Raw genomic sequence first — 12,279 nt, forward strand, 5'->3', positions numbered from 1 at the left:
GGACTGGCCCCGGGTGCGCCGGTCCTAGGGGAGCGACGCGCGGACCGCCCGTACCAGCGCCTGCGCCCGCGGGTCCGCCGTCACGGTCTTGCGGAAGCCGTTGGTGACGTAGCCCAGGGCGATGCCGGCCTCCGGGTCGGCGAAGCCCAGGGAGCCGCCGCGGCCCGGGTGGCCGAAGGAGCCGGGGGCCAGGAACGGGGACGCGCTGCCGTGCAGCATGTAACCGAGGCCGAACCGGGTGCCGACGACCAGGACCCGGTCGGGCCCGGCGGACTCCTCGGCGCGGGCCAGCTCCATGGTCGCCGGGTCGAACAGCCGCACGCCGCGCGTCACGTCGTCGACCTCGCCGATCAGCGCCGCGTAGAAGCGGGCCAGGCCGTCGGCCGTCGCGATGCCGTTGGCGGCCGGGAGCGCGGCCGCGCGGTACACCGGGTCGTTCTGGTCGGGGAACGGGGTGATCGCGGCGAAGGCGCGGCGGGTGAGGGAGTCCGGGTTCTCGTAGGCTTCGGTGACGGAGCGCTTGGGGCGCAGCCGCGGCCCGTTGCCGGACGGTCCGGCCCCGGACGGCTCGGGGTCCGGCAGGCGCCCGACGCGACCGGCCCGGCCCGCCGCCTCCTCCGCCGCGGGCAGCCCCACCCACAGGTCCAGGCCCAGCGGCCCGGCGATCTCGTCCGCGATCCACTGCCCGGCGCCCCGCCCGCCCGTCACCCGCCGGACCAGCTCGTCGAGCAGCCAGCCGTAGGTCAGCGCGTGGTAGCCGTGGTCGGTGCCGGGCTCCCAGACCGGTGCCTGGGCGGCGACGGCAGCGGGCCCCCGCAGCGGGTCCAGGGCGTCCTCGGGGGTGAGCGGGCGGTCCAGGACCGGCAGCCCGGCCCGGTGGTTCAGCATGTGCCGGACCAGCACCCGCTCCTTGCCGTGCGCCTTGAACTCCGGCCAGTACTCGCCCACCGGCGCGTCCAGGTCCAGCTCCCCGCGCTGGTGCAGCAGCAGCGGTACGGCGGCGGCGACGCCCTTGGTCGCCGAGCGGACCACCTGGGCGGTGCCCCGGCGCCACGGCTCGGTGCCGGCCGTGTCGTCGACGTCCCTGGTGCCGCCCCACAGGTCGACGACCTTGCGCCCGTCCCGGTAGACGGCGACGGCCGCGCCCCGCTCGCCGAGCGCGGTGAAGTTCCGTACGAACGCGTCCCGCACCGGCTCGAAGCCCGCGGCCACCGTGCCGTGCACACGCACGGCGGCGTCACCGTCCCCGTCACCGTTCACTTTCCCACGCCCCTTCCGGTCGCCCGCGACAGTGGGTGCAACCGCCACCGACCGTCCGCGATTCCTCACCCGCTCGCCGACACCGACCGCGGGTCGAAGCCGAAGGGCAGTTCCAGGCGGTGGGCGCGCATCAGGCCGTCGTCGGAGAGCAGCGCGGCGGTCGGTCCGTCCGCCGCGATCACGCCGTCGCTCAGGATCAGGGCGCGGGGGCACAGCTCCAGGGCGTAGGGCAGGTCGTGGGTGACCATCAGCACCGTGACGTCCAGGGAGCGCAGGATGTCGGCGAGTTCGCGGCGGGAGGCCGGGTCGAGGTTGGAGGAGGGCTCGTCCAGGACCAGGATCTCCGGCTCCATGGCGAGCACGGTCGCCACCGCCACCCGGCGCCGCTGGCCGAAGGAGAGGTGGTGCGGCGGCCGGTCCTTGAACTCCGCCATGCCGACCAGCGTGAGCGCCCGGTCCACACAGGCCTCCAGCTCCGCCCCCTTCACCCCGGCCGCCGCCGGTCCGAACGCAACGTCCTCGCGCACGGTCGGCATGAACAGCTGGTCGTCGGGGTCCTGGAAGACGATGCCGACCCGGCGCCGGATCTCGGCCATGTGCCGCTTGTCGACCGGCAGTCCGGCGACGGTGACCGTGCCGGTGCCGCCGGTCAGGATGCCGTTGAGGTGGAGCACGAGCGTCGTCTTGCCCGCGCCGTTCGGCCCGAGCAGCGCGACCCGCTCCCCGCGCGCGACGGAGAAGTCCACGCCGAACAGGGCCTGGTGCCCGTCGGGGTAGGCGAAGGCGAGGCCGGAGACGTCGAGGGAGGCGGGCGTGTCGGTCACGGGGCCGCTGGTCACGGGGTGGTCGGTCACAGGGTCCATCCCAGCAGACAGACCACCAGCGCCGCACACGGGAGGGCCAGCGCGTACGACCACTGCGCCCGGTCCGCGGTCACCTCGTCGATCACCGGCATCGAACCGGCGTACCCGCGGCTGACCATGGCCAGGTGGACGCGTTCGCCGCGCTCGTAGGAGCGGATGAACAGGGCCCCCGCGGACTTGGCGAGCACGCCCCAGTGCCGTACGCCCTTCGCCTCGAAGCCCCGGGACTCCCGGGCGATCCGCATCCGCCGCATCTCGTCCGCGATCACGTCGCCGTACCGGATCATGAACGAGGCGATCTGCACCAGCAGCGGCGGCAGCCTCAGCCGCTGGAGCCCGAGGAGGAGCTCCCGCAGCTCGGTCGTGGACGCGAGGATCACGGAGGCGGCGACGCCCAGGGTGCCCTTGGCCAGGACGTTCCAGGCACCCCACAGGCCGTTGACGCTCAGGGACAGGCCGAGCACGTCGACCCGCTCGCCCTCCGCCACGAACGGCATGAGCACCGCGAACGCGACGAACGGCACCTCGATCAGCAGCCGCTTGAGCAGGAAGCCGACCGGCACGCGGGCCGCGTACGCCACCGCCGCGAGCAGCAGCGCGTACAGGCCGAAGGCCCACATCGCCTCGCGCGGCGTCGAGACCACGACGACCACGAAGGCGAAGGCCGCGGCGAGCTTGGTGTGCGGCGGCAGACCGTGCACGGGGGAGTGGCCGTGCCGGTAGAGCCGGTGCGCGTGACCCGCACCCACGTCAGACGGTCGTTTCCGTGTTGGCCGGGGACACGTCGTCGCCGCGGCGCCTGCGCACCGTCCAGAACACGGCGCTGCCCGCGACGACGGTGACGCCGACGCCGATCACGCCCGCGAGGCCCCCGGAGACCCGGGCGTCGGTGATGTCCTTGACGCCGTAGTCGGCGAGCGGGGAGTCGGCGGCGGCGTGCTCCTCGGCCTTCTTGTCGATGCCCTTGTCGGAGGCGACCTTCTCCAGGCCGTCGGGGTTGGCGGAGGCGTAGAAGCTGACGAAGCCGGCGAGGACCAGGGAGGCGACGAGGCCGGTGATCCACACCTTGCGGTGCGAGCGGGCGGCGACGGGGGCGGGAGCCGGTGCGGCGCCGGAGGGGGCGTCGACCAGCTCGCCGTTCACCCGCAGCTTGAGCCGCTGCTGGAGCCCGCGCGCCCCGTACACCAGGTCCGGGCGTACGGCGATGACGGCGCCGACGGTCAGCGCGGTGATCGCGGCCTCGCCGATGCCGATCAGCACGTGCACGCCGATCATCGCGGTGGCGACCTTGCCGATGGAGACGTCGGTGGTGCCGCCGATCCAGTAGATGAGCGTGAAGGCGAGCGCGGCGGCCGGCACGGAGACGAGCGCGGCGACGAAGGAGGCAACGGTGACCGAGCGGCGGGTGCGCGGCAGCACCTTCACCAGGCCCCGGAAGAGGGCGTAGGCGACGACCGTGGTGACGATCGCCATGTCGGTGATGTTCACGCCGAGCGCGGTCAGGCCGCCGTCGGCGAAGAGGATGCCCTGCATGAGCAGGACGACGGAGACACACAGCACGCCCGTAAAGGGCCCGACGAGGATGGCGGCCAGCGCGCCGCCGAGCAGATGTCCACTGGTCCCGGCCGCGACCGGGAAGTTCAGCATCTGCACCGCGAAGATGAACGCCGCGACCAGCCCGGCCAGCGGCGCCGTCCGCTCGTCCAGCTCACGGCGCGCGCCGCGCAGGCTGACCGCGATGGCGCCGGCGGCGACGACCCCGGTCACGGCGGAGGTCGGGGCGTTGATGAATCCGTCAGGTACATGCACGGTTCGATGATAGAGAACAGTTGCAACTCGTTCGCAAGAGCGAGGCAAAGGCTGATGTAAAGGGCGATCTCACATGTGATATCCGGCTCACAGAGCGTGAGCCGGGAAATATGGGACATTGGAAAGGGGGTGGACCCGCAGCTTCGACAAAGGTGGCAGAGCGTAAGGGGCGACCCCATGTCCGTAGTCGAGCAGTACGCACCCGCCCACATCCTGACGGACGGGGACCTCCCCGGCGAGGACGACGGCGGAGCGATACCCGTCGTCCTGCGCTACGACCCCGAGCTCGACCCCTCGATGGTGTGCGTCGCCCTGCCCGGGAAGGGCGGCCGAGCGTCCCGCTCCCGCGAGTGGACCTTCTCCCGCGCGCTGCTGGAACAGGGCCTGCGCGCGCCCGCCGGGAGCGGCGAGGTGCGGGTGTGGCCGTGCGGGCGGGTGCAGGCCGTGGTCGAGTTCCACTCCCCGCAGGGCTGCTCGGTGGTCCAGTTCGACAACAAGGCACTCATCCGCTTCCTGCGCCGTACGTACCAGGCGACCGCACAGCCGGTGACCCACTGAGCCGCGTCGCGGCGGACGGCGGTTGCCGGTCGCGGGGGTGTCAGCCGCCCGCCTTGAGCAGGGCCGCGACCATCGGACCCGCGGTGTCGCCGCCGTGCCCGCCCTGCTGGACCACGCCCGCCGCCGCCAAGTCCCCCCGGTACGCGGTGAACCAGCCGTTGGGCTTCTCCTGGCCGTCGACCTCCGCCGAGCCGGTCTTCGCGCCGACGTCGCCGCTCACCCCGGCCATCGCCTCCGCGGCGGTGCCGTACGCCGCCGTGTAGGACATCAGCTCGCGCAGCGCGCCGAGCGTCTCGCCGGACATCGTGCGGGAGGCCGTGGCGAGCGCCCGCCCGTCGACCGACGGGGCGACCAGGTACGGCTGGTGGAAGCTGCCCGACTTCACCGTCGCCGACACCGACGCCATGTTCAGCGGGTTCATCCGCACCCCGCCCTGGCCGATGAGGGAGGCGGCCATCTGGGCCTTGCTCTCGACCGGCACCCTGCCGTCGAAGGTGGACACGCCGACCGACCAGTTGTTCATGGACAGGCCGAAGACCTCCTTCGCCTGCCTGGTCAGGTCGTCGTCCTTCAGCTCCGGGGCCTGGCTGATGAAGGCGGTGTTGCAGGAGCGGGCGAAGCTCGCCTTGAAGGTGCCGTCCTTGATCTCGAACTTGTCGTCGTTCTGGAACTTCCAGCCGCCGTAGCTGAAGAACTTGGGGCACGGGTGCTTCTCGTTCACGGACGCCAGGTCCTTCTCCAGCAGCATCGAGGCCGTGATGACCTTCATCGTGGAGCCGGGGGCTAGTGAGCCGAGGAAGGCGGTGTTGAAACCGTGGCCGCCGTTGGCGACCGCGAGGACCTCGCCGGTGGAGGCGCGCAGCAGCACCACCGACGCGCCCTTCTTGCCGTCCACCTGCTTCTCGGCGGCGGCCTGGAGGGCGGGGTCGAGCGTCGTCTTCAGCGTGCCGGGGGTGCCCTTGCTCAGCTCCAGCAGGGTCTTGTCGGAGACCTCACCGGCCCCGGACTCCTTCGAGCCCTTCCCGTCGCCGTCCGCCCCGCCGCGCACCACGCGCAGTTCGACGCCGGGGGTGCCGCCGGCCTTCTTGCCGTACTTGTCGCGCAGCCCGTCCAGGACGGTGCCGAGAGACGGGTACTTGGCGGCGGTGATCTCCGCGCCGTCCCGGTCCAGCGCCTTGACCGGCGGGTCGCCGGCCTTCCCGGTGACCAGCTTGTCGCCGTCCCTCAACTCCGGGTGCACGACGGCGGCGTGCCAGTCGACGCGGGGTTCGCCGTCGCCGTCCCGGCGGACGACGGTGAGCGCGCTGTCGTACGCCAGCGGCTCGGTCGCCTTCTCGTAGGCGACGGTGGCCTTGACGGAGAACGGGACCTTCCCCCCGGCCGGGGTGCCCGCGGTGAAGGTGGCGTCCTTGATGCGGGCGTCCTTGGCGTAGCCGGTGAGCAGGGCCTTGGCGGCCTCGGCGTCGTCGGTCACGGCGGCGGCACCGGCCACGTCGCCCTGCTGCCAGGCGGTCAGGAACCGCTGGGCGGTCGAGGTGACTTCGGCCGCCGTCAGCGGGCCCGACTTCACCTTCTCCTCGGCCGCCGCGGACTTCGTGCGCGCGGTGTCCTCGCCACCGGCCCCGCCGCCGTACATCGCGTAGGCACCGAATCCGGCACCGGCCACGACCACGGCGGCGACACTGCCGATCACGGCGGGTTTCGTCCTGCGCCGCTCGGTGGCGGCGCCCCTTCTGCTGCCCACTGCGTCCCGTTCCTCGGTGCGTTCGGTGCGTTCGGTGCCTTCAGTGCGGGGTGTTTCCCGCGACGGCGACCACAGTAGGGCCATCGTGGCCGCCGGTTCGTGTCAGCCGCCGACTCGTAGCACGTCTGCGACGATCGGGCCGGCCGCGTCGCCGCCGTGGCCGCCCTCCTCGGTCATGGCCGCCGCCGCGACGTCGTTGCGGAAACCGGTGAACCAGCTGTTGGAGACCGCCTGTCCGTCGACCTCGGCCGACCCGGTCTTGGCACCGATGTCGCCGCCGAGCCCGGACATGGCGTTGACGGCGGTGCCCTGGGTGGCGGTGAGCCGCATCATCTGCTTGAGCTGGGAGGCGGTGCCCTGCGGCAGCCCCTTGGCGGTGGCCGGTTTGCGGTCGTCCAGGCCGAACGGCACCAGGTACGGCTGGCGGAACTCACCGGTGATGGCGGTCGCCGTCACGGAGGCCATGTTCAGCGGGTTCATCTGGACCTGGCCCTGGCCGATGGCGTTGGCGGCCCGGTCGGGGCCGCTCACGGCGGGAATCCTGCCGTCGAAGGAGGTGATGCCGGTCTGCCAGTTGTCCTGCCCGAGCCCGAAGCGCTCCTGGGCCTCCTCGGTCAGCGAGGAGTCCGTGAGCGGCTTCTCGTCGATCAGCTTGATGAAGCCGGTGTTGCAGGAGCGCATGAAGGTGTTGGCGAGCGTGGCGCTCTCGTTGGGTTTCATGTTGGTCAGGTTCTTGAAGGTCTGACTCTGCCAGGTCGCCGTGTCGGGGCAGGGTGCCGGGCCGTTCATCGAGGTCACGCCGTTGTCGATGAGCATGGCCGCGGTGATGATCTTCATGGTGGAACCGGGCGCGACCGTTCCCTGGAAGGCCGCGTTGAACCCGTCCGTGCGGTTGTTCGCCACGGCCAGGACTTCGCCGGTGCTCGGCTTCACGGCGACCACGGAGGACTCGCCGTACCGCTTCACCGCCTTCTCGGCCGCCGCCTGCACGCTCGCGCTGAGGGTGGTGCGCAGCTTCCCGGGCTTGCCTTCGGTCAGCGTGAGCAGCGGGGTGTCCGGCGCGTCCGCGGCCGTGTGCCGGACCGCCAGTTCGATGCCGGGAGTACCGCCGGCCTTGTCGCCGTACTTCTCCCGGAGTTTGGCGAGGATCGGGCCCAGCGAGGGGTACTTCTCCTTGCTCAGTACGGCACCGTCCCGGCCGACGGCCTGGATCTGCGGGGTCGCGGACTCCGCGGTGACCAGGCTGTCGCCGTCCTTCAGGGCCGGGTGGACGACGGACGGCTCCCAGTCCACCAGCGCCCGCCCGCTGGTCTCCCCGCGCACCACGGTCAGCGTGCTCTTGTAGCTGAGCGGCTTGGTCGCCCCCTCGTACGACACCTTCGCCTTCACCGTGAACGGCACAGAGGTGCCGGCCGCCTCGCCCGGCGTGATCTCGACGTCGCCGATGTGCGCGTCCTCGCCGTAGGCCGTCAGCAGCGTCCCGGCGATCGAGGCGTTGTTCGTGTACGACGCGGCGGTGGTCGCGTCGCCCTTCTCCCAGGCGGCGAAGAACTTCTCGCTCGTCTCCCCGACCTCGTCCACACTCGGCGGCCCGCTCTCGGCCTCCGCCCCGGAAGACCCGGATCCCCCGCCCCCGTCCAGCGCCGACACCACGTTGTAGGCGCCGTACCCGGCACCGCCCACCATCACGGCGAACACCCCGCCTATGACGGCGACCTTCACCCCCCTGCCCATCGGCAGTCCCCTCCCCGTCCGGCCTTCCGCCCGCCTTCTTGAACACGTTCAGAAGTGCTTGTAGGCGCACTCTATGCGCAGGGGGTGACCAGCGGTACGGGTGTTTCCGATTGGTGGCCTAAAGGAGACCAGGGGGTGTAGGGGCCGTGGCCGGGCCGTCGAACCCTCGTTGGATACCAGCGCGTTGGCGAAGACTTGCTCGTACTCGGTGGCCGGCTCCTGCTCAGGTCCTCCTCCAGAGGGTGTCACCTCACCCGCGAGGCGGACACGCTCCGCCGCAGCGGACGACGCGCGGCTGCCGTGTCCGGGGTCAGCATGGACGCCATGACGACAGCGACCACCCCTCTCCCCGCACCCGCGCCTGTCTGGGCTCGTCGCACTGCGCACGCCATCGCTCTGTGCGCCGTCCCGTCCGGCCTGTGGCGCATCGCCATGGCGGCCGGTGTCTACGTCGGCTACAGCGACCAGGTGCTGCGCGACGTCTACGACATACCGGGATGGGGCATCGCCTACGTCGTCGGCCTCTCCGTCCTGGCCGAGATGGCCGCCCTCTTTCCGCTGCTGCTCGTCAGTGACCGGTGGCGGCCGCTGCGACCCCAGATCCTGGCCCCGCTGGCCTGGACCGCCTCCGCGGTTCTGGTCCTGGTGGCGCTGTGGCAGTTCGTGGTCGCCGTCACCGCCGAGAGCCAGACGTACCTGTCGAGCGGTACGGCAGAGATCGTCTGGGGCCTGGTCTTCGCCCCTTTGCTCGCCATCCCTGCGCTGGTGACCGCGGTGACCTGGTCGTACGCAAAGCGGCACCGGGCAGGGGACGCCGTGACCGGGGGTGCGCGGCCCGGAGACGGTCAATGAGGGTGCCACCGGCGACGCGTCTCACGGCGTGCCTGGCCGGCTAGACCCACGTATCCAGCCACATCCGCGCCCGCCACTCCTCCATCGGGATCGCCGTGCCGGTGTACAGGGGCCAGAAGTAGATGAAGTTCCAGGCGATGAGGAGGACCAGGACGCCCGCGCCCGTCGCGCCCGCCACGCGGCGGGTGTCGGTGCAGCCCGGGCGGCCGATGATCGCCCCCAGCAGCATCGCCACCGCCAGGCACAGGAACGGGACGAAGACGACGGCGTAGAAGAGGAAGATCGTGCGCTCCTGGTACATGAACCAGGGGAGATAACCGGCGGCCACGCCGCAGGCGATGGCGCCCGCGCGCCAGTCGCGGCGGAAGAGCCAGCGCCACAGGACGTACAGCAGGGCGAAGCAGCCCACCCACCACAGGAGGGGCGTGCCCAGCGCCAGCACTTCGCGGGCGCACTTCTCGCCCGCGTCGACCGGGCAGCCGTCCGAGCCCGCCGACGGGGACTCGTAGAAGTAGGAGACCGGGCGGCCCAGGACGAGCCAGCTCCAGGGGTTCGACTGGTAGGTGTGCGGCGAGGTGAGGTGGGTGTGGAACTCCAGCACCTGGGTCTCGTAGTGCCACAGGCTGCGCAGCCAGTCGGGGAGGAGCCACGACCAGGAGCTGTGCGCGCCATCCTTCGCCGCCCAGTCGCGGTAGTAGCCGCCGGTGCCGTCGGAGGGGGAGAGGATCCAGCCGAGCCAGGAGAGGACGTACGTGGCCAGCGCCACCGGGACCGTGGAGAGGAAGGCCCAGCCCAGGTCGTGGCGCAGTACCGCGCGGTAGGGGCGGTGGGCGCCCGCGACGCGGCGGGAGCCGACGTCCCACAGCACGGCCATCACGCAGAACGCCGCCATGATGTACAGGCCGTTCCACTTGGTGGCCGCCGCCAGGCCCAGCATCAGGCCCGCCGCCAGCCGCCAGGGACGCCACCCGAGGCGGAGGGTCTCGGCGATGTGCGCGTCGGGGCGGACCCGGCCGTCCTCGTCCACCGGGAGGGCGGCGGCGAGCCGGGCCCGCGCTCTGTCGCGGTCGACGACCAGGCAGCCGAAGGCGGCCAGCACGAAGAACATCAGCACGCCGTCCAGCAGCGCGGTGCGGCTCATCACGAAGTGCAGGCCGTCCAGCGCCATCAGGGCGCCCGCCAGGCACCCCAGGAACGTGGAGCGGAACAGCCGGCGGCCGATCCGGCACAGCAGCAGCACCGACAGCGTGCCGAGCAGCGCCGTCATGAAGCGCCAGCCGAAGGGGTCGAAGCCGAACAGCAGCTCGCCGAGCCCGATGACGTACTTGCCGACCGGCGGGTGCACGACGTACGCCGCGTCGGTCGGGACGGGGACGTTCCCGCCCGAGTTCAGGATCAGGTCGTTGGCGTTCTTGTCCCAGTTGACCTCGAAGCCGCGGTGGATCAGCGCCCACGCGTCCTTGGCGTAGTACGTCTCGTCGAATATCACCGCCTTCGGGCTGCCCAGGTTCCAGAACCGCAGCACCCCCGCGAGCAGCGCCACCAGCAGCGGTCCGCCCCACGCCGACCAGCGGATCATCCGGCCGGCGAGCGGCTTCGACAGGCCCAGGAACGCCCACAGGCGCGGACTCGGGCTCGTGTACGGCGGCACCAGCCGGTCGCGGACGTCACCGGCCGCGGGCCCCGCCGCGTAGCCGAAGCGGCGCAGCCGCTGCTGCCAGGTGGGCGGCTCGTCGTGCGGGGCCTGGCCCTGCCGGGTGTCCGTGGAGGACGCGGTACTGGTCACCGCGCCATCGTAGGGAACCGCGCTGTGCACGTCCCGCGCATGGGCCTCCCGGGTGCGGATACGTTCCCCTTCCGGGAGGACGGGCGGGCAGGACTGGGAGGATGGGGGCGTGACTGGAACCCTTGTACTCGCGGGCACTCCCATCGGCGACGTCCAGGACGCCCCGCCCCGGCTCGCCGCGGAACTGGCCGGCGCGGACGTCGTCGCCGCCGAGGACACCCGGCGGCTGCGCCGGCTCACCCAGGCGCTCGGCGTCGCACTCGCGGGGCGTGTCGTGTCGTACTTCGAGGGCAACGAGTCCGCCCGTACGCCCGAGCTGGTCGAGGAGCTGGCCGGGGGAGCGCGGGTGCTGCTGGTCACCGACGCCGGGATGCCGTCGGTGTCCGACCCCGGGTACCGGCTGGTCGCCGCGGCCGTCGAGCGCGGGGTGCGCGTCACCGCCGTCCCCGGCCCTTCCGCCGTGCTGACGGCGCTCGCCCTGTCGGGGCTGCCGGTGGACCGGTTCTGCTTCGAGGGCTTCCTGCCCCGCAAGGCCGGCGAGCGGCTGACCCGGCTGCGCGAGGTCGCCGAGGAGCGCCGGACCCTCGTCTACTTCGAGGCCCCGCACCGCCTCGACGACACCCTCGCGGCCATGGCCGAGGTCTTCGGCGCCGACCGGCGGGCCGCCGTCTGCCGGGAGCTGACCAAGACGTACGAGGAGGTCAGGCGGGGCGGGCTCGGTGAGCTGGCCGCGTGGGCCGCCGAGGGGGTGCGCGGCGAGATCACCGTCGTCGTCGAGGGGGCGCCGGAGAAGGGGCCCGAGGAGATCGGCGCCGAGGAACTGGTGCGCAGGGTGCGGGTGCGCGAGGAGGCGGGCGAGCGGCGCAAGGAGGCGATCGCCGCGGTGGCCGCCCAGGTGGGCGTGCCCAAGCGGGAGGTGTTCGACGCGGTGGTGGCGGCGAAGAACGCCGGGAACTGAGGGGGTCCGAAGGGCTCGGCTTGACCCGGACCACCCCCGTCCTTGGCCGGGACCGCCCCGTCCTTGACCCGGGCCGCCCCGCCCTTGACCGGCCCCTGACCTTGCGGGCACTCCGGCCAAGGGCAGTCCAAATCGGCTCAAACACTCGGCAGCGACTGGTGCTTTCCCGCTGGTGGAGGAGTCCACTGGAGGAAGGAACCGAACGAACCGAAGGAGCCGGGATGAGCATGAGTGAGAGCACCGTGCGGACCCGAGTGCGTGCCGGTGCCACCGCCGTCGTCCACGAGTCGTACTCCTTCGCCTGCATGCGCTGCGGGCACGGCTGGGAGCAGTCGTTCGAGATCGAGCACCACACGGACACCGACGGCCACGCGTTCGTGCTCTACGTCGCGGACGGCCGCGTCGTGCCCTCCCCGCTGACCCGGCCGACCTGCGCCGCCTGCGACAGCCACGTCGTCCGCATCCTGCGCCCGGGCCGGGTCGCCTCCGTCCGCGGCACCACCCAGGGCATCCACCGGGTGCCCCCGGCCGGCCCTCTGGAGGTGCCGCGGGTGCCCGAGGCGGGAGTTCCCGAGGTGCCGGGCCCGGGGGCGCCGGGACTGTCCGGTGAACGCCGGCACTGGCACCTGGCCGACCTGCTGCACGCCCTCCACCTCCACCGCAGGGCGAGCTGACCGACCCTTCGGGGGCGCGCGGGAGCTTCCGTAGGATCGGG

At 72.4% G+C, this 12,279-nt stretch carries 11 protein-coding genes; 4 read left to right on the plus strand and 7 right to left on the minus strand.

Annotation, left to right across the window (positions count from 1 at the left end):
- Positions 1-24: 24 nt before the first annotated feature.
- From ACZ56V_RS32780 to ACZ56V_RS32795, 4 genes are all read right to left on the minus strand, one after another.
- Complete coding sequence (locus tag ACZ56V_RS32780; RefSeq protein ID WP_467379847.1) at positions 25-1,230, minus strand: serine hydrolase domain-containing protein; 1,206 nt, start codon at positions 1,228-1,230, stop codon at positions 25-27.
- 95 nt (positions 1,231-1,325) lie between these two features.
- On the minus strand, positions 1,326-2,123 hold the full coding sequence (locus tag ACZ56V_RS32785) for an energy-coupling factor ABC transporter ATP-binding protein (protein WP_398915574.1): 798 nt from the start codon (positions 2,121-2,123) through the stop codon (positions 1,326-1,328).
- A complete protein-coding gene (cbiQ, locus tag ACZ56V_RS32790) occupies positions 2,111-2,872 on the minus strand; it encodes a cobalt ECF transporter T component CbiQ (protein ID WP_356359260.1) in 762 nt (253 codons plus the stop codon). Before cbiQ ends, ACZ56V_RS32785 begins: the two co-directional genes overlap by 13 nt.
- 1 nt (position 2,873) lies before the next feature.
- Positions 2,874-3,932, minus strand: coding sequence for an energy-coupling factor ABC transporter permease (locus ACZ56V_RS32795; RefSeq protein WP_468947291.1), 1,059 nt, complete (start codon positions 3,930-3,932; stop codon positions 2,874-2,876).
- Between the two features lie 177 nt (positions 3,933-4,109).
- On the opposite strand from ACZ56V_RS32795, the gene ACZ56V_RS32800 reads away from it, so the two are divergent.
- A complete protein-coding gene (locus tag ACZ56V_RS32800; protein WP_467379704.1) occupies positions 4,110-4,490 on the plus strand; it encodes an SsgA family sporulation/cell division regulator in 381 nt (126 codons plus the stop codon).
- Positions 4,491-4,530: 40 nt separating this feature from the next.
- Here the strand turns inward: ACZ56V_RS32800 and ACZ56V_RS32805 are convergent, their stop codons facing one another.
- Both ACZ56V_RS32805 and ACZ56V_RS32810 read right to left on the minus strand, forming a co-directional pair.
- A complete protein-coding gene (locus ACZ56V_RS32805; protein ID WP_468947293.1) occupies positions 4,531-6,234 on the minus strand; it encodes a penicillin-binding transpeptidase domain-containing protein in 1,704 nt (567 codons plus the stop codon).
- Between the two features lie 102 nt (positions 6,235-6,336).
- A complete protein-coding gene (locus ACZ56V_RS32810; RefSeq protein WP_468947295.1) occupies positions 6,337-7,968 on the minus strand; it encodes a penicillin-binding transpeptidase domain-containing protein in 1,632 nt (543 codons plus the stop codon).
- A 315-nt stretch (positions 7,969-8,283) separates the two neighbouring features.
- Between ACZ56V_RS32810 and ACZ56V_RS32815 the strand changes: the two genes are divergently transcribed.
- Complete coding sequence (locus ACZ56V_RS32815) at positions 8,284-8,820, plus strand: hypothetical protein (RefSeq protein ID WP_468947297.1); 537 nt, start codon at positions 8,284-8,286, stop codon at positions 8,818-8,820.
- 40 nt (positions 8,821-8,860) lie between these two features.
- Here the strand turns inward: ACZ56V_RS32815 and ACZ56V_RS32820 are convergent, their stop codons facing one another.
- Positions 8,861-10,606, minus strand: a complete 1,746-nt coding sequence (locus ACZ56V_RS32820; RefSeq protein WP_467379711.1) for a dolichyl-phosphate-mannose--protein mannosyltransferase — start codon at positions 10,604-10,606, stop codon at positions 8,861-8,863.
- Between the two features lie 109 nt (positions 10,607-10,715).
- On the opposite strand from ACZ56V_RS32820, the gene rsmI reads away from it, so the two are divergent.
- Together rsmI and ACZ56V_RS32830 are read left to right on the plus strand one after the other, a co-directional pair.
- Entirely contained in the window at positions 10,716-11,564 is an 849-nt protein-coding gene (rsmI, locus tag ACZ56V_RS32825; RefSeq protein WP_468947299.1) for a 16S rRNA (cytidine(1402)-2'-O)-methyltransferase, read from the plus strand.
- Between the two features lie 221 nt (positions 11,565-11,785).
- Positions 11,786-12,238 (plus strand): hypothetical protein, encoded by a 453-nt coding sequence (locus tag ACZ56V_RS32830; protein WP_398915590.1) that lies wholly within the window; start codon positions 11,786-11,788, stop codon positions 12,236-12,238.
- The last annotated feature ends 41 nt before the right edge of the window (positions 12,239-12,279 follow it).

The organism is Streptomyces sp. NPDC034099 (genome assembly GCF_055575415.1).

Excerpts from the sequence above, each read along its gene's own strand:
- ACZ56V_RS32785 (WP_398915574.1), bottom strand. The coding sequence starts at position 2,123 with ATGGACCCTGTGACCGACCACCCCGTGACCAGCGGCCCCGTGACCGAC.
- ACZ56V_RS32800 (WP_467379704.1), top strand. The coding sequence starts at position 4,110 with ATGTCCGTAGTCGAGCAGTACGCACCCGCCCACATCCTGACGGACGGG.
- ACZ56V_RS32810 (WP_468947295.1), bottom strand. The coding sequence starts at position 7,968 with ATGGGCAGGGGGGTGAAGGTCGCCGTCATAGGCGGGGTGTTCGCCGTG.
- ACZ56V_RS32815 (WP_468947297.1), top strand. The coding sequence starts at position 8,284 with ATGGACGCCATGACGACAGCGACCACCCCTCTCCCCGCACCCGCGCCT.
- ACZ56V_RS32830 (WP_398915590.1), top strand. The coding sequence starts at position 11,786 with ATGAGCATGAGTGAGAGCACCGTGCGGACCCGAGTGCGTGCCGGTGCC.